Genomic DNA, 23,909 nt, shown 5'->3' on the forward strand with positions numbered 1-23,909 from the left:
TATGCCTCCTGCCATTCCTCTTGCGACCTACCGGCTTCAGCTCACCGCGGATTTCGACTTCGACAAGGCCGCCGCGGTGGTACCCTACCTGAAAGCGCTGGGGATCACGCATCTCTACGCATCGCCGGTGATGAAGGCCCGCAAGGGCTCGACCCATGGCTACGACACCGTCGATCACAGCCAGTTCAATCCCGAGCTCGGCGGCGAGGCCGGCTTTGCACGGCTGAGCGAAGCGCTGAGCGAGCACGACCTCGGCCTCATCATCGATTTCGTGCCGAACCATGTCGGCGTGCATTTCGCCGACAATCCCTGGTGGCTGGACGTGCTGGAATGGGGCCAAACCTCGCCGCATGCGGTCTCCTTCGACATAGACTGGGATCTGCTGCCCTACCGCGCCCGCGGAGGCGTGCTGCTGCCTATCCTCGGCTCGTCCTATGGCGAAGCGCTCGAGCGCGGCGACATCGAGCTGCGCTACGACGCCAGCGAAGGCAGCTTTTCGGCCTGGTACTTCGAGCATCGCCTGCCGATCGCACCGGAGCGCTATGGCGAGATACTGCGGATGATCGTGAAGGAGGCGGACGCCGCCGAGACGGAAGCCGGCGAGGGCCTGCTCTCGCTCGCCGCGCGCTACACAGGCTTGCGCCGGCCGAACCGTAAGGAAGCGCCCGGCTTCAAAGCGGAGCTGAAGGACATCGCAGGTGCCGCCGACATCATCACGCACGGCCTGGCTGCCTACCGCTCAGCGAAAGATCGCCCGGCGCAGACGCTGGCGCTGCATCATCTGCTGGAGCGGCAGAACTACAAGCTCGGCCACTGGCGGCTTGCCTCCAGCGACATCAACTATCGCCGCTTCTTCGACGTCAACGGGCTCGCCGGCCTGCGCGTCGAGGACGCGAGCACCTTCGCCGCCACGCACCGGCTGGTGAAGCAGCTCGTCACCGAGGGCAAGCTGCAGGGCATTCGCCTGGATCACATCGATGGCCTGCGCGATCCCGCGCAATATTGCCAGCGGCTGCGCCGGCTGGTACGCGACGCGCAGGGCAACGCAAAGCCGTTCTACACGGTAATCGAGAAGATCCTGTGCGAGCACGAGCGCCTGCCGCACTTCGCCGGAGTCCAGGGCACCACCGGCTATGAGTCGATGAACGCTATCACCCAGGTGCTGGTCAATGCCGGGGGGCTGGAGGCGCTCGACGAGACCTGGCGGCAGATCAGCAACCGGCCGCCGCGGCTCGCGCCCTATGTCAAGGACGCCAAGCGGCGCGTGCTGGAGACGTTGCTCACCAGCGAATTCACCGTGCTGACCCGGCTCCTCGCCCGCATCGCCAATGGCCACTACTCGACCCGCGATTTTTCCGCCGACAGTTTGCGGCAGGCACTGGAATTGTACGTGCTGCACTTCCCGGTCTACCGCACTTATTTGACTCACAGTGGCCCGACTGCGCTCGACCGAAAACTGATCGACGACACCATCGCGCGCGCCCGCACCGAATGGTTCGCTGCCGACGAAGGTATTTTCGACTTCCTGCGCGATGCGCTGACCATGGACCTGCTCAAGCCTGGTCGCCCGCCACACGGCGTCCCGCGTGTGCGCCGCTTCGCGCTGAAGGTGCAGCAATTCACCGGGCCGATGATGGCGAAGTCGCTGGAGGACACGGCTTTCTATCAATTCCACCGGCTGCTTGCACTGAACGAGGTCGGCGGCGATCCCGCGAGCAAGGGCCTCACCATTCCCGCCTTCCACGAGGCTATGCGCGCCCGTGCCAAGGAATGGCCACAAGGCATGACGGCGACCGCCACCCACGACACCAAACGCGGCGAGGATGCGCGTACACGGATCGCGGCGCTCAGCGAAATACCTGGCGAATGGACCAGCGCGGTGGCGCGCTGGAAGGTGCTGAATGCGCCGCATCTGGCGCTCCACGGCAATCTGCGCGCGCCGTCGGCGACGTTCGAATACATGCTCTACCAGACCCTGCTCGGCGCGTGGCCACTGCAGCAGCCGGTCGATACCGGCTTCGTCGAGCGCATCCAGGCCTATGCGCTCAAGGCGGCGCGCGAGGGCAAGGAAGAGACGAGCTGGCTCAATCCGCATGAGGCCTATGAGAATGGCATAAAGGGCTTCATCGCGAAGATCCTCGATCCGGCGCTGTCAGGCGAATTCCTCGAGGCGCTGCAAACCTTGGCCCGCCGGGTCGCGCTACTCGGCGCGCTGAACTCGCTGAGCCAGCTCACGCTGAAGGCGACACTGCCGGGCGTCCCCGACTTCTACCAGGGCACTGAGTTCTGGGACCTGTCGCTGGTCGATCCGGACAACCGCCGGCCGGTGGATTTTGCGGCGCGGCACGCGGTGTTGGGCTCGCTGGACAGTCCGGATTGGGCCAGCCTGATCAAGTCCTGGCCGGACGGGCAACTCAAGCTCGCCTGGACGCGACGCCTTCTCAAGCTGCGCAACGGACTGGCCGACGTCTTCGCACAGGGCAACTACCAGCCGCTCGAAGTCCGCGGCGCGCATGCCGATCATGTCATTGCTTTTGCCCGCGGGCACGGCCGTGCTGCGGCGATCGTCGTGGTCGGGCGCCAGTTCGCCCCCTTCACACAAGCGGGCCGAGAATGGCCCACATTCGAAGGTTTTGACGCGACCGTCGACGTCAGCGGTTACACCGCGCCGGGCCTTGCGGGCAACGAATTGCCGCTTGCGCAGGCTTTCCGTGATTTTCCTGCTGCGGTCATCGAGGCCCGCGCGGCCAGCGCCATCAGGCGCCCGCGGCGGCGCGCGGGTGCTTGACGCCTACTTTCCTTCGTCCTTGGTCAGCAGCAGCTGTCCGCGCTTGCGGATCGTCGCCTGTGCCATCTCGGCAAAGCGCTGCAACAGCCATGGCAGCACCACCTGAACCTTGACATGATCGTCGCCGACATCGACCTGTCCGCTTGCGATCTGCCCGAGCGCGCGGACGCGAAAAGCCAGAGTGTCGCCGCTCCAGCGCTCTTCCTCCACTTGCATCACGGGAATGCTGGCCGCCGCGCGGCCGAGCCCGGTCTTGAGCCGGCGCACCGCCTCCTCACGGCCGAGACGGTGCGGGATGGAAACGACAAGCGGTGCTGACATGGTCCTGCCCTGTTGTGGCTCATCCTCACATAGTCATTCCGGCCAGAGTGGCAAAGGTTCCATGCGCGTCGCGCCTGCGACCGGTGTTTCATCATCGGAACTTTAAAACCTGCGGCAAGTTGCCCTCGCTCAACGGGACAGGTGCAAACGACCCTTTCAACGAAGGGGTGGAGGAGATTGGCATGTCTATCGGTACGATCATTCTGATCATTTTGGTCATCGCGCTGCTCGGCGGCTTCAGCGGCATTGGGGGCGGCCCGTTCTACGGCACCGGCTATTATGGCGGCGGCGGCCTCGGGCTCGTCATCGTCATTCTGCTGATCCTGCTGCTGATGGGGCGGATCTAGCCAAGAGCAGGACTGCGGAGGGTGGTTAGCCACTTGACGTAACCCTCCTCTTTTGCTTCCGCGGAAACAGACAGTGGTGGATTACGCCAAGCGGACTGCGCTTCGCGCATCCGCAGGGCTAACCCACCTACTTCATTTTCCCCGCCAGCTTCTTGATCGACGCCTTGATCGATGCCGCCGCATCGTCATAGCCTTCCCAGGCTTTGGAGCGCGGCAGCAGGCCCGGCACGCTCCGCAGCGTGTAGCGCTTCGGATCGAGATCGCTCTTCACCTGCGCCCAGGTCAGCGGCATCGACACCGTGGCGCCCACGCGCGCACGCGGCGACAGCGGCGCCACCGCCGTCGACATGCGGTCATTGCGCAGATAGTCGAGGAAGATCTTCCCCTTGCGCAGTTTCTTCGACATGTTCAGCAGATAGCGCTCGGGATCATCGTCCGCCATCCACTGGCAGACGCCTTGCGCGAACGCCTTGGCCTCCTTCCAGCTCACCTTGTCGCGCGCGCCATGGAGCAGCGGCACCACCACGTGCAGGCCCTTGCCGCCGGTGGTCTTGCAGAAGCTGTCCATGCCGAGCTCAGTGAGTCGCTGCCGCATCTCCTTGGCGGCCTCGACGACGTTGGCGAAGTCGACCTCCGGCGCCGGGTCGAGATCGAACACCAGCCGGCCCGGCGTGTCATAGGCGTAAGGTGCGCAATTCCAGGGATGCAGCTCCACGCCGCCGATCTGCGCGACCGCTGCAAGTCCTTCGATACGATCGATCTGAAGGTAGGGCTTGCGATCTCCCGAGACCCGCGCGAGCTCCAGGAGGTTCGACGTTCCCTGCATGGCATGGCGCTGGAAGAAGCATTCGCCCTTGATGCCGTCGGGGGCACGGATCAGCGAGCATGGCCGGCCCTTGAGATGCACGATCATCCATTCGCCGACGGCTTCGAGATAGCGTGCAAGATCAAGCTTGCTAACGGGATCACCATTGCCGTCATCAGGCCAGAGCTCCTTGTCGGGCTTGGAGATGACGACGCCCATCACCTCCGCAGTGCCGGCCTTCGACGGCTTGGCGACCTTCCTCTTCGTACCCGGCTTGACGGACGGTTCCGCGAGTTCTGTATCAGCCGGCGTTTCCGCCTCGACCTCCTCGGCCGGCTTGTCCTGCCGCAGGCCCTTGAACGCAGCCTGGCGGATGTTGCCGTCGGCCGTGAAGCCGGCGAATTCAATTTCGGCGACGAGCTCGGGCTTCAGCCAATGCACCTCGCGGGTCTTCTTCGGCGCGTTCTTGCCGACGAAGGGGCTTTCCTTGGCCTCCACGGCTTTTAGCGCCGGCATGATACGCTTGACCTTGTCAGCGCCAAATCCGGTCCCGACCATCCCCACGAAGGCGAGATGGTCGTCGCGATGCACGCCGGCCATCAACGAGCGGAATTTACCATTGGTGGTCTTGTAGCCGCCGATCACCACCTCATGGCCGGCGCGGCACTTTGCCTTGGTCCAGCTCTCGGTGCGGCCGGAGCGATAGGGCGCATCAAGCTTCTTCGACACGATGCCTTCGAGCTCGAGCTTGCAGGCCGATTGCAGCACGGCGTCGCCACCGCTCTCGAAGTGCTCGACATAGCGGATCTGGCTCGTCTTCTGCTTGCGCGCCTCCAATAATTCTTTGAGACGCTCCTTGCGCTCGCCGAGCGGCAGGCGGCGATAGTCGAGTCCCTCGGCAAACAGCAGGTCGAAGGCAAAGAAGATCAAATCCTCGGTCTTGCCGTCCGACAACGCGGCCTGTAGTGAGGAAAAGTTTGGAGCGCCGTTATGGTCGAGCGCGACGATCTCGCCGTCGATCAGCACCTCCGGCAGCGCACTGGCCTCCTTTGCAATCGAAGCGAATTTGTCGGTCCAATCGAGGCCCTTGCGCGTCTTGAGCGTCGCTTCGCCGTCCTCCACGCGAAGCTGCACACGGTAGCCGTCGAACTTGATCTCGTGGCACCACCCATCGGCCGCGGGCGGCCGCTCGACCGACGTGCAGAGCTGCGGCGCCACGAAGTCCGGCATCTCCGAGACCTTCTTGGCCGTGGTCGCGGTCGTGGCCTTCTTTTTTCCGGTTTTGCTGATCTTCAACGCTGCGCGAGGCGCGGGTTTGACGGTCCGCCCCTTAGTTTCCTCGACACGGTTGGACTGCCAGACCGCATCGGCCTTGCCCTTGCCCTTCGCGAGCATGAACGGCTTTGGCGCGCGGCCCTTGCCGCCGGCAATCTGGTCCATGGCGCGGCCGGAGGCCACCGACTTGTCCTCCGCCAAGATATCCTCGCCCTCGCTGGCATATTCGTCGCGATGCTTGATCAGCAGCCAGTTGGTGCGCTTTTCGTCGCCGCGGTTACGCATGCGCACCAGCACCCAGCTTCCGTGCAGCTTGTCACCGTGGAGCGTGAACTTGAGATCGCCCTTCTTGAACCCGGCTTCCGGGTCATCGCACTCCCAGGTGCCGCGGTCCCACAGCATCACCGTGCCGCCGCCGTATTGGCCTTGCGGAATCGTGCCTTCGAAATCGCCATAGTCGAGCGGATGATCCTCGACCTCGACCGCCAGCCGCTTGTCGTGCGGATCGAGCGAGGGCCCTTTCGTCACGGCCCAGGACTTGAACACGCCCTCAAATTCGAGCCGAAGATCATAATGCAACCGGGTCGCATCGTGCTTCTGGATCACGAAGCGCCGCTGCTTCGAGGGCGCCACCGCGGTCTTGCCCGAGGGCTCGGGCGTCTTCTCAAAATCACGCTTCTTTCGGTAAGTGGAGAGTTTTTGCAGCACGACCGGTCCCGCTTCTCTTTCGGCATTCAGCCTATCACGGCGAAAGTCCCGCCCGGAACCAAAACCCTGTGGGACGGTTGGGGTTCCAAAACGCCTTGAAAACGCTGGAGAATGGAATGGCCCCGCGCGCCTATTGGAAGGGAACGTTGAAGCTCTCGCTGGTCAGTTGCCCGGTCGTGCTCTATCCCGCGACCACCGCGGCCGAGAAGACGCGGTTTCACATGATCAACCGCGAGACCGGCAACCGGCTCAAGCAGCAGATGGTGGATGCGGAGACCGGCGACATCGTCGAGAGCGATCAGAAGGGCCGCGGCTATGAGCTGCGCAAGGGCAAATATGTCGAGATCGAGCCGGAGGAGCTCGAGGCGGTCCAGATCGAGAGCAACCACACCATCGACATCGAGAGCTTCGTGCCACGCGAGGAGATCGACCAGCGCTATCTCAACCACCCCTATTACATCGCGCCGGACGGCAAGGCCGCGATCGACGCCTTTGCCGTGATCCGCGACGCCATGAAGGACGAGGGGCGCGTCGCGCTCGCCAAGATCGTGCTGACCAACCGCGAGCACATCATCGCGATCGAGCCGCTCGGCCAGGGCCTGCTCGGCACCACGCTGCGCTTTCCCTACGAGCTGCGCGACGAAGACCAGTTCTTCGACGACATCAAGAGCCCGAAGGTCACCAAGGACATGGTCGAACTCGCCGGTCACATCCTGCGCACCAAGGCGGCGCATTTTGATCCGAGCAAGTTCAAGGACGAGTACGAGACCGCGCTGAAAGCGCTGGTGAAGCGCAAGGCGAGCGGCAGGACAATCGAGTTGCCGGAGCCGGAGGAGCGGCCGAGCAACGTCGTCAGCCTGATGGATGCGCTGAAGCAGAGCCTGAAGGGGCGTGGCGGGAAGAAGCCGGCGGCGAAATCGCATGCACGCCGCGCGACGGGACGACGGCAAGCCGCAAAAAAGGCGCACCGATCGACGGCGCGGCACAGAAAGACGGGATGAAGAGCCCCGTCAATCTGCCGCCTTCAGCCGGTACCCGATCCCCGTCTCGGTCAGCACATATTGCGGCCGTTCCGGATCGGCCTCGATCTTCTGGCGGAGCTGGCGGACATAAACGCGCAGATATTGTGCGTCGGTCAGCTCGTCCCAGAGCTCCTTGAGCAGGAAGCGATGAGTCAGTACCTTGCCGGCGTGCTGCACCAGCACGCGCAACAGATCGTACTCCTTCGGCGACAGCTTTATGTCGCGTTCGGCGACCTTGACGATCCGGCGCACGAGATCGACCGAGAGATCGCCGGTGCGGAAGATCGGGCGCTCGCCCTGCACCTGAAGCTGATGCCGCAACGCGGCGCGCAGGCGCGCCAAGAGCTCGTCCATGCCGAACGGCTTTGTCAAATAATCGTCGGCGCCGAGATCCAGCGCCTGCACCTTGCCGGCCTCGTCGCCCCGGCTCGACAGCACCACGATCGGCACGCCCTCATTGCGGGCACGGATGGTGCGCAGCAGCTCATGGCCCTGGATGTCGGGGAGGCCGAGATCGAGAATGATCAGTGCGGGCTCCTCCGCGAGCTTTTCCAGCGCGGTCTTGCCATTCGACGCCTCCAATATCTCGTAGCCCTGCGTCGAAAGTCCCATTCGCAGCAATTTGCGGATCGGCGGCTCGTCATCGATGACAAGAACCTTGATCGGGGCAGCACTCATGCGGCGGTATCCAATGCGTGGGCCTGTGCCGGGACGGGCAGACGGACGGTGAGAACAGCACCGCTCCGGTCGCTGCGGTTGGCGGCCAAGATCGTACCCCCCATCGCCTCGACGAAGCCGCGGGAGATGGCGAGCCCGAGCCCGGTGCCAGGGCGGACACGATCCCCCTTCTGCGCGCGATAGAACTTGTCGAAGACGCTCTCGATCTCGTCGGGCGGAATGCCGTCGCCCTCGTCGGCAACCTGGAGCACCACCTGATCCCGTTCGCGCTGGCTCCTGATCGAGATCGTCGTCTCGGGCGGCGAATATTTCGCGGCGTTGTCGAGCAGGTTGAACAGCACCTGCTCGAACAGTACCGCATCGAGCTGAAGCATCGGCAGATCGGCAGCCAACACCAGTTCCACCTTGTGTCCGGCGAGGATCTTGGATGCCCGCCGCAGCGCGCTGCCGACGATCTCGCCGAGATCGTGCAACCCCGTGTTGGGCACGATGGCGCCGGACTCGAGCTTGGTCATGTCGAGCAGGTTGGCGATGAAGCGGTTGAGTCGCTCGGACTCGTCGATCACGGTCGCAAGCAGGTCGCGCTTCTCGGTGTCGGACAACGCGCCCGCGAGATCGCGCATTGTGGAGGCTGCACCCAATACCGAGGCAAGCGGCGTCTTCAAATCGTGCGAGATCGAGGTCAATAGCGCCGAGCGCAGCCGTTCCGATTCGACGGTGCGCTTGACGCGGTCCATGTCCTCGACCAGCAGCACGCGCTCGATCGCGAGTGCGCCCTGATCCACCAGTGCGTCTAACAGACGGCGCTGGTCGGGTGTCAGCAAGGGACCGGCGCGATCGTTGTCGATGCCGATGACGCCGATCGGTCCGCGGCCGGTGCGCATCGGCAGAAATAGCCGCTTGGCTCCCGGCAACGTGTCCGAGCCGCGGCCGGCAGGGCGATCGTTGCTCCAGGCCCAATTGGCCGCGGCAAGGTCGGCCTGATCCAATTCGTCCTCGGGCGGATAGCCCGACTTCACGATGAGCAGGCCCTCTTCGGACAGTAACAGCACCACGCGCACCTTCAACATCAGCGCGGTCTGGTAGGCCGTCGCCCACAAGACGTCGTCGAGCGTTCCCGTGCCGGCGAGCTTGCGGCTGAAGGCATAGAGCTGTTCGGTGGTCCTGATGCGACCGATCGCGGTATCGGCCTGGGTCCGCACACGCGCCGCGACGTTGGACACGATCATCGCGACCGCCATGAACAGAACGAAGGCCGCGATGTTGGTCGGATCAGCAATGGTGAAAGTATAGAGTGGCGGCATAAAGAAGAAATTGTAGCAGAGCGATGCCGCAACAGTGGCAAGCAGCGAAGGCCACAGGCCATAGCGGACCGCGACCGTTACCACCGCAGTCAGCAACACGAGATCGACGTTCTCGATGCCGAAGTAGGGCTGGATGAACTCGGCGGCGCCGAGCCCGATCAGCACGATGCCGAGAGCCTTCAGGTAGGACCGCGGGTCGAACGGCTCCGATTTGGCCGCCGTCTGCACCCCGGTTTTCGGCGCCGACTCGCCGGGCACATCTTCGCCGGGAATGACGTGAACGCTGATATTGCCGGCGCGGCGCACCAGATCATGCACGACGGAGCCGCGCGTCATCTCGAACCAGCGCGAGCGCGTCGACTTGCCGATCACGATCTGGGTGACGTTGTTGCCTTGCGCGAAATTGATGATGTCGTCGGCGATGCGCCGTCCGACGGCGGGAATGGTCAAGGCCTCGCCGCCCAGTGATTCGGCGAGCCGCAGCGTATCGGCGAGGCGGTCGCGCTCCTCGTCGGACAGTTGCAGGGATCGCCGCGTCTCGATCGAGATCGCGGTGAAAGGTGCATGCAGCCGGTCGGCCAGCCGTTTGGTGTAGCGCACAAGCCCGGCCGCGCGCGGATCCTCGCTGACGGAGACCAGAATACGCTCGCTGGCGGCCCAGGGGCCGGCGATCGCATTCGCCTGCATGTGATTGAGAAGCTGCTCGTCGACCCGCTCGGCCGTGCGTCGCAATGCAAGCTCGCGCAGCGCCGTGAGGTTGCCCGGCGAGAAATAGTGCTCCAGCGCCCGCTCGGCCTGCTTGGGGACGTAGACCTTGCCTTCCCTCAGCCGCTGGATCAGATCGTCAGGCGTGAGGTCGATCAGCTCGATCGCATCGGCGCGGTCGAACACCGAATCCGGCACCGTCTCGCGCACCCGCACATGGGTGATCTGGGCGACGACGTCGTTCAGGCTCTCGATGTGCTGGATGTTGACGGCGGTATAGACGTCGATGCCGTGGGAGAGCAGCTCCTCGACATCCAGATAGCGTTTGGGATGCCGGCTGCCGGTTGCGTTGGTGTGGGCGAGCTCGTCGACCAATGCGATCTTCGGCCGGCGCGCGATCACGGCGTCGAGGTCCATCTCCTCGACGACCTGATCGCGGTAATCGAGCTTCTTGCGCGGGATCACTTCCAGCCCCAGCACCAGCGCCTCGGTCTCGGCGCGGCCATGGGTCTCGACGAAGCCGACCACGACATCGATACCGGCCTTGCGCCTGGCATGGGCGCTCTGCAGCATCTCGTAGGTCTTGCCGACGCCGGGAGCGGCACCGACGAAGATCTTCAGCTTACCGCTTGCGCTCTCCTCCCGGCGCGCGGCATCCAGCAGCGCATCGGGCGACGGACGTTGTTCGGGATCGCGGCGCTCTCGGGCCATCAGGACGGCTTGTTCATCCGTTACGTTCTCCGCCTTTTACTTCGGCTCTCCCCGCAAGCGGGGAGAGGGAGAAGAAAGGCTGCGCCGAAGACTATAATCATCAGTGTGCCGCGAGCCTAGACCGCTACTTCGTGGTTGCACGATCCAGTGCGAGGTTCAGCGCAAGAACGTTAACCTTGGGTTCGCCAAGCAGGCCGAGCGTGCGGCCCTGAGTGTTGGAGGCAACGAGCTGCCTGAGCTGGTCTTCCGATACATTGCGCGCCTTCGCAACGCGCGGCACCTGGAATTGCGCCGCTTCCGGGGAAATGTCGGGGTCGAGACCGCTGGCCGAGGTCGTGACCAGATCGACCGGAACGGCAGTGTTCGGGTTCTCGGCTTTCAGCTGATCCACGTCGTCCTTCAGCCGGTCGGCCAGTGCCTTGCTGGTCGGGCCAAGATTGGAGCCGCCCGAATTGGCGGCGTTGTAGGGCGCCGACACCGTCTTGGTCGAATCATTCGGGTCCGGCGCCAGCGTCGCCGAGGGGCGGCCGTGGAAATATTTGTCCTCCTTGAACTCCTGCCCGATCAGAGCGGAGCCGACCACCTTACCGTCCTTCTCGATCAGGCTGCCTTGCGCCATTGCGGGGAAGATCGCACCGGCAATGCCGGTCATGGCGAGCGGATAGGCCAGGCCGGTGATGGCGGTGAGCAACAGCAAGAGGACGATGGCGGGGCGGATTTCTCTGAGCATGTTGGGTCTCCTATGTCTTCGTCGAAGCCCGGGGCGCGCTGCGCGCTCCGGCGACGACGATCAAGCCAGGTGCAAGGCAACGACCACGAGATCGATCGCCTTGATGCCGATGAAGGGAATGATGATGCCGCCGAGGCCATAGATCAGCAGGTTGCGGCGAAGCAGCGCGCCGGCGCCGACGGCGCGATAGGCGACGCCCTTCAGTGCCAGCGGGATCAACCCGATGATGACAAGCGCGTTGAAGATGATCGCCGACAGGATGGCGCTCTGCGGGCTCGACAGGTGCATGACATTGAGCACGTTCAGCTGCGGGTAGAACGCCAAAAACATCGCCGGGATGATCGCAAAGTATTTTGCGACGTCGTTGGCGATCGAGAAGGTCGTCAGCGCACCGCGCGTCATCAACAGCTGCTTGCCGATCTCGACCACTTCGATCAGCTTGGTCGGGTTGGAGTCGAGGTCGACCATGTTGCCGGCTTCGCGCGCGGCCTGCGTGCCGGTGTTCATGGCGACGCCGACGTCGGCCTGCGCGAGCGCGGGCGCATCGTTGGTACCGTCGCCGCACATGGCGACCAGCTTGCCCTTGGCCTGCTCGTCGCGGATCAGCGTGAGCTTGTCCTCGGGCGTTGCCTGCGCCAGGAAATCATCGACGCCGGCTTCCGCTGCGATCGCAGCCGCCGTCATCGGGTTGTCGCCGGTGATCATGACGGTGCGGATGCCCATGCGGCGCAGCTCAGCGAAACGCTCGCGGATGCCGCCCTTGACGATATCCTTGAGCTGGATGACGCCGAGCAGCTTGCCGTCCCTGGCAACCGCGAGCGGCGTGCCGCCGGCCTTGGCGATCTCGTCCGCGATGGTCTGGACCTCGCGGCCCATATCCGAAAGTGCCGCAGGCTGGATGGCGCGCGCCGTGTTGCCGGACGCCACGGTCAGCAACGCTCCGCCACCGACATAGTTGAACATCGCATCGACCGCGCCCTTGCGCACCGACGAGCCGCCGGCATCGACGCCGCTCATGCGGGTCTGCGCCGTGAACGGGATGAAGGTCGCGCCCAGCTCGGCCATGTCACGGCCGCGAATACCGTATTTCTCCTTGGCCAGCACGACGATGGAGCGGCCTTCCGGCGTCTCGTCGGCAAGCGAAGCGAGCTGGGCGGCGTCTGCAAGCTCCTGCTCGCTGACGCCACGCACTGGACGGAACGCGGTCGCCTGACGGTTGCCGAGCGTGATCGTTCCGGTCTTGTCGAGCAGCAGCGTGTCGACGTCGCCAGCGGCTTCCACCGCACGGCCGGACATCGCCAGCACGTTGAAGCGGACCAGACGGTCCATGCCGGCGATGCCGATCGCCGAGAGCAGCGCGCCGATCGTGGTCGGGATCAGCGTCACGAACAGCGCGACCAGCACGATCACCGAGATCGAGCCGCCGGCATAGGCGGCATAGCTCGGAATGGTGACGGTGGCGAACACGAAGATGATGGTGAGGCCGGCGAGCAGGATGTTCAGCGCGATCTCGTTCGGCGTTTTCGCCCGCTCGGCGCCCTCGACCAGCTTGATCATGCGATCGATGAAGGTCGAGCCTTGCGCGGCCGCGATGCGGACGCGGATCCAGTCGGACAGCACCTGGGTGCCGCCGGTCACCGCCGAGCGGTCGCCACCGGACTCGCGGATCACGGGGGCGGACTCACCGGTGATGGCGGCCTCGTTGACGGACGCGACGCCCTCGATCACCTCGCCATCGGAGGGGATGGTCTCGCCCGCCTCGACCAGCACGATGTCACCGACCTTCAGGCTGGTGCCCGGCACCAGCTTGAAGTCCTGGCCCGCACCTGTCAGGAGCTTGGCCTGGCTCTCGGTGCGGGTCTTGCGCAGCGAATCAGCCTGAGCCTTGCCGCGCCCTTCGGCAACGGCTTCGGCGAAGTTGGCGAACAGCACCGTGAACCAGAGCCAGAGGATGATCTGGAAGGTGAAGGCGAGATTCCCACCGCCAGAAGCGAGGTCACGCAGGAAGATCACCGTGGTGAGCGCGGCCACGATCTCGACCACGAACATCACGGGGTTCTTGATCATCAGCCGCGGATCGAGCTTGGTGAACGACGCGCGGATCGCGGGGACGACGATCTTGGGATCGAGCATCGCCGACACTGAAGCGCGTTTTTGCAGTTTCATGGTATCCATGGAGGTCACTCCAAACAATCAGAAGGCTGTTGGTCAGAACACTTGGCCCGCGTTCATCGCGAGATGCTCGACGATCGGGCCGAGCGCGAGCGCCGGGAAGAAAGTGAGACCGCCGATGATCAGGATCACGCCGACGACGAGACCGACGAACAATCCGCCGGTGGTCGGGAACGTGCCTGCCGACGGCGGAATGGATTTCTTGGCGGCCAGCGAGCCCGCGATCGCCATGGCCGGGATGATCATGAAGAAGCGGCCGACGAACATCGCGCTGGCGAGCGTGAGATTGTAGAAGAAGGTATTGCCGGTGAGGCCCGCGAAGGCCGAGCCGTTGTTGCCGGTAGCCGATGTGTAGGCGTAGAGCACTTCCGTGAAGCCGTGCGGGCCGGCATTCGCCATCGAGGCGACGGCGGGCGGATAAACCACGCCGACCGCGGTCCAGCCGAGATACATCAGCGGCAGCACCAGGATCGCGAGCATCGCCATCTTGACCTCGCGCGCCTCGATCTTCTTGCCGACATATTCCGGCGTGCGGCCGACCATCAGGCCCGCCACGAAGATCGCGAGCACGACGAACAGCAACATGCCGTAGAGACCGGCGCCAACGCCGCCGATGATGATCTCGCCGAGCTGCATGTTGATCAGCGGGATCATGCCGCCGAGGGCAGTAAAGCTGTCATGCATGGCATTGACCGCACCGCAGGAGGCGGCCGTGGTGATCACGGCGAACAGCGAGGATGCGACGATGCCGAAGCGGACCTCCTTGCCCTCCATGTTGCCGCCGGTCAGGCCGAGCGCCTGGAGCGTCGAGGTGCCATTGGCTTCCGCCCAATAGGTGACGGCCACGCCTGCGACGAACAGCACGCCCATCACGGCGAGGATCGCCCAGCCCTGGCGCTGATTGCCGACCATGCGACCGAACACGTTGGTCAGCGCGGCGCCCAGCGTGAAGATCGAGATCATCTGAACGAAGTTCGACAGCGCGGTCGGGTTCTCAAAGGGATGCGCAGCATTGGCGTTGAAGAAGCCGCCACCATTGGTACCCAGCATCTTGATCGCGACCTGCGACGCCACCGGGCCGACCGCGATGGTTTGCTTGGCGCCTTCGAGCGTCGTGGCCTGGACATAATCCCCGAGCGTCTGCGGCATACCCTGCGAGACCAGGAACAGACAGTAGACGACGCAGATCGGCAACAACACGTAGAGCGTGCAACGGGTGACGTCGACCCAGAAATTGCCGACCGTGCGCATCGAGGCACGCGAGAAGCCGCGGATCAAGGCCACCGCGAGCGCGATGCCGGTCGCCGCCGACAGGAAATTCTGGTGCGTCAGGCCCAGCATTTGCACGAGATAGGAGATCGTGCTCTCGCCGCCGTAGTTCTGCCAGTTGGTGTTGGTGATGAAGGAGATCGCGGTGTTGAAGGAGAGGTCCTCGGCAATCGCGCCCTGCCCGGCCGGATTGAACGGCAGCACGGCCTGCAATCGCATCACGCCGTAGATGGTCAGGAAGCCGCCGACATGAAACAGCAGCATGGCGACCGTATAGGTCAGCCAGTGCTGCTCGCGCTTTTCGTCAACGCCGGAGAACCAGTAGATGCCGGCTTCGATCGGGCGCAGCACAGGCGAGAGAACCGTCCGCTCGCCGTTGAATACACGCGTCATGTACCAGCCGAGCGGCTTGGCCAGCGCGACGACAATGGCGCAATAAAGAATGATCTGGAGCCAACCGATCACAGTCATGGCATTAACCCCTTAGGCTCGGTGTCCGCCGCAGCATCGGCAGGAGCACCGCCAGCAAGCCCGCGACGAGCACGGCATCCGGCAGCAGCGATTTTAGAAGCAGCAGCACCGGTCAGAACCGCTCGGGCCGCAGCAGCGCATAGGTGAGGTAGACCAGGAGGCCGAACGAGACGGCGCCGGCGAGCGCGTAATCGAAAATCATGATCCGCTCCGTCACAGCTGTTCGCAGGCATAGGCGTAGCCGATCGCAAGGACGAAGAAGGCGAAGCCCAGCGCCAGCATCAGAATGTCCATCATGGCAATGCTCCTCGTTGCGCCCAGATGTTCGGCGCAACCGTTGACGTGGTTCCGGCAGGCAATGGCGGACAAGAAACGAAACGCATTTCGGCGCCATCAGCCGGAACTTTTGACCGTGCTGAAGTGCCACCCTGGGCATAGGTTTTCGAGATGAGGGCTATGGCGACGTTATAGGAATCCCATAGGGCTGCCGGCTCGCAATGCGTCGCCCTCCCCGGGGCCTGCCCCACACTTATGAAATCCTTATATCTCGCGGCCTTCCCCCATCTCGCTTTCAAATGTCCTCCCAGCCATCCTGAAAAGGCCGGCCGACTGACCGACGCCAATTTCAGGAGGCTGACATGACCGCCGCTCTCCGCCCCCACGATCTACCCTCGCTTGGCGACCGTTTGCGCAATGCGCAGGTGATGACGCGCCCGCTCATGCGCGAGGTCATCGACAACGCCTGCCGGCGCATCCCGTCGCTCGGCCGGAGCGAGCGAACGGCTCGCCTCGTGCACCTGATCGATGCGGGGGCCTGGACCGATGCTGCGCTAGCGCTCATGGAGCTCGAGCTGCCGCTGTGGCAGGTCCGACGCATCGCTTATGACGAGGGCGAATGGCATTGCGCGCTCTCGCGTGAGCGCGAACTGCCGGATTGGCTGGAGGCCGCTGTCGAGGAATGCCATGGCGACCTCGCGATCGCGCTGCTCTCGGCTTTCGTAGAGGTTCGCGCACTCACCGCGGAAGCGTCGCGGCCGAGCGTTCCCAACCTGCGTCCCGCCACGGATCCGCTCTACGAGCCGGCCGCCTGCGAGAATTTCAGGTGATCGCCAACCGCCAGAGCGCGCCGGCGCTGGTGTTTCCCGCCGAGACCTTCGAGCTCGACATCGAGAACCGCGGCAATCCTCTGATCGCGCTGGCAGCGCAAGTCGGGCGGTTAGTTGCACGCCTTGCCGCGAGGTTACCGACATGATCGAGCTCAAGATCGCCATGCTGCTCGCGTTGGTGGGTACGCTGCTGCTCGGCCTGCGCGTCACGGCAGCGCCCGGCTCGGATGGCTAGCGTGCAGCTCTTCAAGGGATATCTCGAGCACGCGGTTACAACGGCCATCCTGACCATGACGCTGAGCCTGGTCTGGGGTGCGGTCCTGACGATCGTGATCACGCTCGCGGCGCGCGGCCTCGGCGTCTAGGGCTTCTCAGACAGCGATCGACCGCGAATTGACCATGGCTGCCTACGAGGCAAGCAACCGGGCGCGAACGGCGGTTGCGATGCCCGGGGTAGGCGTCCCATCTTGCGGAAAACGCCCGGCCGATCTGGCGCAGTTTCGCGGAACCGTGTAGATCGATTTCATGAGCACAAGCAGCGTCAACGTCGTCGCCCACCCCTTGGTCCAGCACAAGCTTTCCCTGATGCGGGAGAAGGATCGCTCGACCAAGAGCTTTCGCGAGATCCTGAACGAGATCGGGATGCTGCTCGGCTACGAGGTGACGCGCGACCTGCCGCTGGAGCTGGTCGAGATCGAGACGCCGATCTCGCCGATGCAGGCGCCGAAGATCGCCGGCAAGAAGCTCACGCTGGCGCCGATCCTGCGTGCTGGCGTCGGCTTCCTCGACGGCATGCTGGCGCTGATGCCTTCGGCCCGCATCGCCCATATCGGGCTCTACCGCGACCCCGATACATTGCAGGCCGTGGAATATTACTTCAAGGCGCCGCAGGACCTGTCCGACCGCACCGTGATCCTGATGGACCCGATGCTGGCGACCGGCAATTCGGCCTGCGCCGGCGCGTCCCTGCTCAAGGATCGCGGCGCCCGCGACATCCGCTTCGTGTGCCTTCTGGCAGCGCCCGAGGGCATCGCGCAGTTCCAGAGCGAACATCCCGACGTGCCGGTCTGGACCGCCGCGATCGATGAACGGCTCAACGATCACGGCTACATCGTGCCGGGGCTGGGCGATGCCGGCGACCGGATGTTCGGCACCAAGTAAACAGGTTTGCGCGATCGGGCTACTCCGGTCGTCATGCACGCCGACGATGTTTCACTGCATTCGCTGATCGGATCGAAGACCGCCACCGATCCCGCCTTCGTGTTCGAGGGCCAGCCCATCTCGCGCGCGGAATTTTCGCGCAAGGTCGAGCAGACCACGGCATGGCTTGCCGCGCAGGGCATCGGCAACGGCGACGTGGTGGCGATCTGGCTGGTCAACCGGGTCGAATGGATCGCGCTGCTGTTCGCCGCCGCCCGGCTGGGTGCGGTCGTCGCCGCCGTCAACACGCGCTACCGCAGCGCGGAAGTGGCGCATCTCCTAAAACTTTCCGGCGCCAAGCTGCTGGTGATGGAGGCGGCGTTCCGCGCGATCGATTTCGCGGCCATTCTCGCCGACATCGCGAGGGACGTGGTGCCCGCGCTGCAAAAGCTCGCGGTGGTCGGCGCAGATGCAATCCCCGCGCAATGGCCGTGCATTCAGTTCGATGCGTTCGATCAGCCTTATCCATCGGCACCCACCCAGGATGACGTCGATCTCCCGGTGCTGCTCTACACCACATCGGGCACGACCAAAGGACCAAAACTGGTCGCGCATTCGCAGCGGACGCTGGCAACCCACGCCAACTCCGTTGCCAAGGCGCTGCAGCTGTCCCCGCCACACCATTCGCTGCTGGCGATGTTGCCGTTCTGCGGCACGTTCGGCATGACCAGCCTGCTCGGCTTCATCGCTGCGGGCGCGGCCGTCCACGCGCTCGATGCGTTCGAGGCGGCGCCGGCGCTGACAATTCTCAGCGAACGGAAGATCACGCATACTTTCGGCTCCGACGAGATGTTCCGCCGCATCCTCGCTCTTACCGACGCGCCGCGGCCGTTCCCGCATCTCGAAGTCTGCGGCTTTGCCGCGTTCCAGCCCGGCTGGCGCGAGCTTGCCAATGAAGCCGATGCGCGCGGCATGCCGTTACACGGTCTCTATGGCTCGAGCGAGGTGCAGGCGCTGTTCGCGATCGCCCGCGCCAGCGACGCCTTTGCCGATCGCATCGAGGGCGGCGGCTGGCCGATGTCACCCGACGCCAAGGTGCGCATACGCGACACCGAGACCGGTGAGCTTGCGGCCGACGGCATCTCCGGCGAGATCGAGATCAGGGCGCCATCGTGCTTCCTCGGCTATTTCAACAACCCCGAGGCAACACGCGATGCGATCACCGCCGACGGCTTCTTCCGTACCGGCGACATCGGCCGGCTTCGCGACGACGCCTTCGTCTATGAAACTCGCGCGGGCGATGCCATGCGGCTCGGCGGCTTCCTGGTCGGGCCCGGCGAGATCGAGGACGAACTCAAGCTGTGTGCCGGTGTTGCCGATGCCCAGGTCGTTGCGGTCGATCTCGAGGGCCAGGCGCGCTGCGTCGCCTTCGTGATTCCGGCTGGTGCGCCGCCACAGCAGGAGACGTTGGTCGCGCGCTTGCGCGAGCGGCTCGCCGGTTACAAGATCCCGGCGCGGATCTATGCCGTGGATACCTTCCCGGTCACCGACAGCGCCAACGGCGTCAAAATCCAGCGCGTCCGGCTCCGCGCCATGGCGATGGAACGGATCGCGGCCGAATAGGCCTATTTCAGATAGCTCGCGAGATTCATGCTGAGGATCTTGGACATTGCCGAATAGGACGCGCTGAGCTGCGCCTGATAGGTCGAGAGCTGCGCGGTGATGGCCGCGACGTCGACGCCGGTGAGGTCGTTCGACACGCTCTCGGCATAGCTCTTGTAGTCGCTCTGGCGGGCGCTCGCCGTCTCGATCGCGGACGCCGAGCTGGAGAGCTTCGCCTGCACGGCGGCGGTATCGTCGAGCGCTGTGCTGGCGAGATTGAGCGCGCTGGAGATGTCCGAGGACGACAACGAGGTGCTATTGGCCACGAATTTCAGCACCCGCATCACCTCCTCGAACGCCGAATTGTCGGCGGTGACGCCATAGGACACCGTATCGTCGGCCGCGACGCGCACCGAGGCGATCTCATCATCGCCGTTGTAGTAGCTGGTGTCGGCTGTCGTGGTGGAGCCGGTGCCCGATGCAAAGCTGGTGAGATCGACCGGCGCCGTGTTGGTCTTGCCGCCGCCAAAGACGTACTGGCCGTCATACTGCGTGTTCATCAGCGAGCCCATCTCTTCCAGCATCTGCTGGGCGGACGAGATCACGGAGGTCGTTTCTGTCGAGCTTCCGGTCGAGGCGGCGCTCAGCTGCGAGCGGAGCTGCGTGATGATGTCGGTCATCGAGCCGACGGCCGAATACATCACCTGGACCTTGCTGTCGGCGAGGCTGGCCGCATCGACATAGGACTGCGCGCGCGTCACCGAGACCTGGAGATTGACGACATGCTGCGCGTTCGAGCCGTAACCGCCGAAATCGGTCGAGACGACGCCCGACGATTCCTGGACCTGCTCGTTGGCCATCACCGATTCGACGCGCATCGCATCCGCAATCATCTTGCTCGACTGGGCGAATGTGGCAATCCGCATCGCGACCATGGGCTTGCTCCCCGCGCTTTAGGACGACTGCACGGCGGTCATAAGCGCCGAGAACATCGTGTTGATGGCCGAGATCAGCGCGGATGCCGCCGAATACTGGTTCTGGAGCGTGCTCAGATTGGCCGATTCCTCGTCGAGATTGACGCCCGACTGCGACGACAGCGAGCTTGCATAGGTCGACTGCGCCGTCTCCTTGGCGGTGTAATTGGTGGACGCCTGCGAGGACTTGCTCGCGACGTCCGCCACGATGGTCGAGGCGTAGTCGGCAAAGGAGCCGGTGGTGGCGGCGAGCCCTCCGGTGGACGAAAACTTCCGGGAGGCCGTCAATGCGCTGTAGAACGCGTTGACCACGGTCGCCGACCCTGACGTCAGCACATTGCTGCCGACCGTGAGGCTCGACGAGGAGTCCAGCGTCGCGAGCTGCAGCCCGTCGGTGCCGGACAAGACGCTGGTGTTGACCGCGATATCCGACGCGCTCGTTCCGGTCACGAGATCGTTGAGACCGAAATAGTCGGAAAATCCTTCGCTCGAGCTGCCGACCGAACTGGTCATCTCGTTGATGGCGACGCCGTTGCCCGAGGCGGTGGCCGTAATCGAGAGATGGCCGTTCGCATCGACCGACGCCGACATCCCGGAAATGCCATTGATGGCGGTGACGAGATCGCCGACCGTGGAATAGGACGAGAGATCGAGATCGCCGTAGGAGACCAGATTGCCGCTCTGGTCGGTGACGGCCAGGCGCACCGTACCGGTGGCAGACAGCGCCGTGCTGCTGGTGACGTCGGTCGTCCCTGTCAGAGCCGTCGGCGCCGGCACCGGGGACGCGCTGTTCGAGACCGAGTTGACCGCGGAGGCAAGCTGCGTTGCGAGCAGGTCGAGCTGGGACTGCGCCGCCGGCAGGGTCTTGTCGCGCAGCGCAATGAGCGCGCCGACGTCGCCTCCGGTGATCTGGGAGGTGATGTCGACGCCGTTCACCGTGATCGCGCTGAAACCGCTCGACGAAGAACCGGCCGTGTAGGTCGTCGACGACGACACATTGGCTGCGGCCGTATAGCTGATCTTGTGCGCGGAGCTATCGACCAGCGCCTGCCCGGTCGTCGTGTAGATCTGGAGATCGCCGTTCAACGCCGTATAATAGCTGACGTTCATCTTGGAGGCGACGTCCTGCAGCGCCGTGTTGCGCTGGTCCTCCAGGTCCGCGGTCGACTGGCCGGTTGCGGCCGTCTGCTTGATCTCCGCGTTCAGATCCGCGATGTTCTGCAAGTCCGAGTTGACGTCGTCGATCGAGGACGAAATGTCCTGGTCGGCATTGGAGCGGAGCTTCTGGATGCCGCTCGAGGTCTCCCGCAACTGGCTGGTGACGTCGTCGAGCGCGCTGACGACATTGGATTGCAGCGAGGCGCTGCTGGGCGTGCTCGCCAGCGACGACAGCGCCGATTCCAGCGAGGCGATGCTGTTGGCAAGCGAGGTCCCGGTCGACGAGCTATCGGTGCTGCTGGTCGAGCCGTAGAGTTTCTCGAGCGAGGTCAGATAGGTATTCGTCGTGTCCGCTGAGCCGAGATCGGACGTCGCACTGACCAGCGACTTCAGCAGCAGTTTGTCGATGGTCGAGGTGATGCCCGTCACCGTAACGCCGGTACCGACGCCGTTGGTGACGCTGCTCGACTGATTTGCGGTCTTCTTGGTATAGCCCGTCGTGTCGGCGTTCGAAATGTTCGACGACGTCACGCTGATCTGGACCGACGTGGACGACAGGCCACTGAAGGCGATCGATTGTGCGATATCGAGCGACACGGCGGGCTCCTCGAACCGTCAGGCGCTGCGGCTGGTGCCGCTGGAGACGGCACGTGCGGCGACGCGGCCGGAGGCGCCATAGGGTGACACCGCGGCGATCTGCTCGCGGATCGCCTGCATGACGGCCTCGATCCGGCGGTTGCTGGCCTCGATCGCCGCGCGCAGGCGCACCAGGTTTTCGTCCATTGCCGCGCGCAGCTTCAGGATCCGATCCAAAAGCTGCTCGCGCAGGATCCGGTCGCGCACGTTCAGGGTGGCCGTACCGGCCGCGCACTCGGCGACGGTCCGCTCGAACATCCCCGCCAGGCGGTTCTTCTCGTCGACCTGCTTCAGGCGTGAGGCCGGCAGCCCCTTGGCAAGCTCGGCATTCTCCTCCGCGACCAGCGCGGTTAACATGTCGATCAACGCGATCAGCGACTTGATCCGCGCATCGCTATCTGCGGCGTTGGTCCTTTTGGCTTGGGCTACAGTCATGATCATCGCCTTCTTCTAGTTATGCCGTTTGCCGCGGGCGACCTGCGAGTTGCGCAGATACGCACCGATCGCCGTCGTCCTGACGGTTGCCTGCCTCATCTCGCCCTCGACCATCGCGCATTCCTTCAAGAGGCTTCGGCGGGTCGTCTCGACGTCGTCGATCAAGGCCAGCAACCGCTTCTGGTCGTTGCCCTTGACCGTTCCTGCCCGCGCGACCAGTCGTCGCAATTTGCGCAGCAGCGCTTCTCCCGCCGCTTTGGCTTCCTCACCGCGCATGCCTCACCTCATCGCCGAGATCAGGGTGTCGTACATCTTGTCCACGGTGGAGATGACCTGGGAGGCGGCCGAATAGGCCTGCTGCGCCGAGATCATGCTCGAGAACTGGCTGGAGGTGTCGGTGGTCGAGCTCTCCAGCTCGCTGCCGTAGATCGTGCCCGCGCCGTTCTCGCCCGACGCCTGCAACGCGGCATTTCCCGACGTTACGGTCTCGGAATAGAGCCCGTCGCTGGCGGCGGAAAGCCCGGTTGGATCGGCAAAGGTTGCCACCGCGATCTTGTAGATCGCGATGGTCTGGCCATTGGAATAGGTGGCGTCGACCACGCCGTTCTTGCCGATCGAGATGCTGGACAGCTTGCCGTAGGACAAGCCGTCCGAATCGATGCTGGTGACGTTGACGGTCGGCGTGGTCTCACCGGAGGCGTATTGCGTCAGGCCGTCGGTGCCTCCGGCCGCACCGAGATTCATCGTGATCGTGCTGTCAGCCGCGCCGTCAGTCCAGCCCGTGACCGCGACGGTTGCCGGGCTGGGGCTGGTGCTGGCAAGCGAGCCGTCGCTGTTGAAGGTGATGGCGATCGTGCCGGAGGCCGTGCCGGTCGCGGTCGTGGTATCCGACGTCGAGGTCGGATCGGCGAAGCTCGCGCTCCAGGCGTTGGTGCCGGTCTTGGTCCAGGTGACCTGCATCGAATTCGCGGCACCCAGCGAATCGTAGACGGTCATCGAGCTTGTATAGGTGTCGCCGGTCGCGGCATCCGACGGCAGGTTCGCCGCAATCGTGGTCTTGGTCGTCGCACTGCCGCTGGTCGAAGCGATCTGGGTGTTGATCGCCTGGAGATTGCTCGCCGATTCATTGCCGACGACATTGCCGTCTGAATCGGTGCGCCATCCCTCCAGGTAGCTGCCGTTGTTCTCGAGATAGCCGGCATTGTCGGTCGAGAAGGCGCCGTTGCGGGTGTAGGAGGTGATGCCGCCCGATGTGGCACTGGTCACGACCAAGAAGCCGGAGCCCTGGATCGCAATGTCGGTGGCGTTAGAGGTCGCGGCGAGTAGGCCCTGCTGGGTGATGTTGGCCCGGCCTGAGACGGTGACGCCGCCCGAGGCATAGGAGGTCGCGTTGCTCGACGCAGTGACGAGGTCGTCGAACATCGCCGACGTCGTCTTGTAGCCCGTCGTGCTGGTATTGGCGATGTTGTCGCTGATCATCGACAGGGACTGGCTCTGCGCGCTGAGCGCTGAGATCGCCGAAGAGAGGGCACCGGTGAGACTCATGATGTAA

The 23,909-nt window shown here is 64.3% G+C and carries 22 protein-coding genes; 8 read left to right on the top strand and 14 right to left on the bottom strand.

The features are described 5' to 3' along the window. Position 1 precedes the first annotated feature (1 nt). Positions 2-2,788, top strand: a complete 2,787-nt coding sequence (treY, locus tag JJE66_RS02115) for a malto-oligosyltrehalose synthase (protein ID WP_200512482.1) — start codon at positions 2-4, stop codon at positions 2,786-2,788. 3 nt (positions 2,789-2,791) lie between these two features. Here treY and JJE66_RS02120 read toward each other — a convergent pair whose 3' ends face one another. Then, positions 2,792-3,109, bottom strand: a complete 318-nt coding sequence (locus JJE66_RS02120) for a polyhydroxyalkanoic acid system family protein (protein WP_200512483.1) — start codon at positions 3,107-3,109, stop codon at positions 2,792-2,794. Between the two features lie 182 nt (positions 3,110-3,291). Here JJE66_RS02120 and JJE66_RS02125 point away from each other — a divergent pair, with 182 nt between their 5' ends. After that, a complete protein-coding gene (locus JJE66_RS02125; protein ID WP_018318514.1) occupies positions 3,292-3,456 on the top strand; it encodes a DUF3309 family protein in 165 nt (54 codons plus the stop codon). Positions 3,457-3,583: 127 nt separating this feature from the next. Here JJE66_RS02125 and ligD read toward each other — a convergent pair whose 3' ends face one another. Continuing rightward, positions 3,584-6,244, bottom strand: a complete 2,661-nt coding sequence (gene ligD / locus JJE66_RS02130; protein WP_200512484.1) for a DNA ligase D — start codon at positions 6,242-6,244, stop codon at positions 3,584-3,586. 116 nt (positions 6,245-6,360) lie between these two features. Between ligD and JJE66_RS02135 the strand changes: the two genes are divergently transcribed. Next, the gene (locus JJE66_RS02135) at positions 6,361-7,245 is read left to right on the top strand and encodes a Ku protein (protein WP_200512485.1); all 885 of its coding nucleotides are present in this window, start codon (positions 6,361-6,363) and stop codon (positions 7,243-7,245) included. Positions 7,246-7,254: 9 nt separating this feature from the next. Here JJE66_RS02135 and JJE66_RS02140 read toward each other — a convergent pair whose 3' ends face one another. The 7 genes from JJE66_RS02140 to JJE66_RS02170 all read right to left on the bottom strand — a co-directional run bounded on the left by JJE66_RS02140 (position 7,255) and on the right by JJE66_RS02170 (position 15,675). Beyond that, positions 7,255-7,944, bottom strand: a complete 690-nt coding sequence (locus tag JJE66_RS02140) for a response regulator (protein WP_200512486.1) — start codon at positions 7,942-7,944, stop codon at positions 7,255-7,257. Next, the gene (locus JJE66_RS02145) at positions 7,941-10,664 is read right to left on the bottom strand and encodes a sensor histidine kinase KdpD (protein WP_200512487.1); all 2,724 of its coding nucleotides are present in this window, start codon (positions 10,662-10,664) and stop codon (positions 7,941-7,943) included. The genes JJE66_RS02140 and JJE66_RS02145 overlap by 4 nt, the downstream gene beginning before the upstream one ends. A 124-nt stretch (positions 10,665-10,788) precedes the next feature. Beyond that, a complete protein-coding gene (locus JJE66_RS02150) occupies positions 10,789-11,394 on the bottom strand; it encodes a K(+)-transporting ATPase subunit C (protein ID WP_200512488.1) in 606 nt (201 codons plus the stop codon). Between the two features lie 60 nt (positions 11,395-11,454). After that, entirely contained in the window at positions 11,455-13,569 is a 2,115-nt protein-coding gene (gene kdpB / locus JJE66_RS02155) for a potassium-transporting ATPase subunit KdpB (protein WP_200512489.1), read from the bottom strand. Between the two features lie 33 nt (positions 13,570-13,602). Beyond that, positions 13,603-15,306 carry a potassium-transporting ATPase subunit KdpA gene (kdpA, locus tag JJE66_RS02160; protein WP_200512490.1) on the bottom strand — a complete coding sequence of 568 codons (1,704 nt, stop codon included), beginning with the start codon at positions 15,304-15,306 and terminating at the stop codon, positions 13,603-13,605. A gap of 112 nt (positions 15,307-15,418) precedes the next feature. Next, complete coding sequence (locus JJE66_RS02165) at positions 15,419-15,508, bottom strand: K(+)-transporting ATPase subunit F (RefSeq protein WP_018641117.1); 90 nt, start codon at positions 15,506-15,508, stop codon at positions 15,419-15,421. Between the two features lie 11 nt (positions 15,509-15,519). Next, the gene (locus tag JJE66_RS02170; protein WP_200512491.1) at positions 15,520-15,675 is read right to left on the bottom strand and encodes a hypothetical protein; all 156 of its coding nucleotides are present in this window, start codon (positions 15,673-15,675) and stop codon (positions 15,520-15,522) included. Positions 15,676-15,944: 269 nt separating this feature from the next. On the opposite strand from JJE66_RS02170, the gene JJE66_RS02175 reads away from it, so the two are divergent. The 5 genes from JJE66_RS02175 to JJE66_RS02190 all read left to right on the top strand — a co-directional run bounded on the left by JJE66_RS02175 (position 15,945) and on the right by JJE66_RS02190 (position 19,175). Then, on the top strand, positions 15,945-16,412 hold the full coding sequence (locus tag JJE66_RS02175; RefSeq protein WP_200512492.1) for a hypothetical protein: 468 nt from the start codon (positions 15,945-15,947) through the stop codon (positions 16,410-16,412). Then, the gene (locus tag JJE66_RS02180) at positions 16,409-16,558 is read left to right on the top strand and encodes a hypothetical protein (protein WP_200515403.1); all 150 of its coding nucleotides are present in this window, start codon (positions 16,409-16,411) and stop codon (positions 16,556-16,558) included. Before JJE66_RS02175 ends, JJE66_RS02180 begins: the two co-directional genes overlap by 4 nt. A gap of 90 nt (positions 16,559-16,648) precedes the next feature. Beyond that, complete coding sequence (locus JJE66_RS38385; RefSeq protein WP_283818507.1) at positions 16,649-16,777, top strand: hypothetical protein; 129 nt, start codon at positions 16,649-16,651, stop codon at positions 16,775-16,777. Positions 16,778-16,937: 160 nt separating this feature from the next. Beyond that, complete coding sequence (gene upp, locus JJE66_RS02185; protein WP_200512493.1) at positions 16,938-17,573, top strand: uracil phosphoribosyltransferase; 636 nt, start codon at positions 16,938-16,940, stop codon at positions 17,571-17,573. 33 nt (positions 17,574-17,606) lie between these two features. Next, complete coding sequence (locus JJE66_RS02190; RefSeq protein WP_200512494.1) at positions 17,607-19,175, top strand: AMP-binding protein; 1,569 nt, start codon at positions 17,607-17,609, stop codon at positions 19,173-19,175. A gap of 2 nt (positions 19,176-19,177) precedes the next feature. Here JJE66_RS02190 and JJE66_RS02195 read toward each other — a convergent pair whose 3' ends face one another. From JJE66_RS02195 to flgE, 5 genes are read right to left on the bottom strand one after another with little or no spacing between them, the layout of a single operon-like run. Then, positions 19,178-20,089, bottom strand: coding sequence for a flagellin (locus tag JJE66_RS02195; RefSeq protein WP_200512495.1), 912 nt, complete (start codon positions 20,087-20,089; stop codon positions 19,178-19,180). 18 nt (positions 20,090-20,107) lie between these two features. Next, positions 20,108-21,883, bottom strand: coding sequence for a flagellar hook-associated protein FlgK (flgK, locus tag JJE66_RS02200; protein ID WP_200512496.1), 1,776 nt, complete (start codon positions 21,881-21,883; stop codon positions 20,108-20,110). An 18-nt stretch (positions 21,884-21,901) separates the two neighbouring features. Beyond that, positions 21,902-22,357, bottom strand: a complete 456-nt coding sequence (locus JJE66_RS02205; RefSeq protein WP_409362790.1) for a flagellar protein FlgN — start codon at positions 22,355-22,357, stop codon at positions 21,902-21,904. A 15-nt stretch (positions 22,358-22,372) separates the two neighbouring features. Next, positions 22,373-22,633 carry a hypothetical protein gene (locus JJE66_RS02210; protein ID WP_200512498.1) on the bottom strand — a complete coding sequence of 87 codons (261 nt, stop codon included), beginning with the start codon at positions 22,631-22,633 and terminating at the stop codon, positions 22,373-22,375. A 3-nt stretch (positions 22,634-22,636) separates the two neighbouring features. Next, positions 22,637-23,902: a flagellar hook protein FlgE gene (gene flgE, locus JJE66_RS02215; protein WP_200512499.1), complete on the bottom strand. Its 1,266-nt coding sequence runs from the start codon at positions 23,900-23,902 to the stop codon at positions 22,637-22,639. Positions 23,903-23,909 lie beyond the last annotated feature (7 nt).

The organism is Bradyrhizobium diazoefficiens, assembly GCF_016612535.1.
Classification (GTDB): domain Bacteria; phylum Pseudomonadota; class Alphaproteobacteria; order Rhizobiales; family Xanthobacteraceae; genus Bradyrhizobium; species Bradyrhizobium diazoefficiens_C.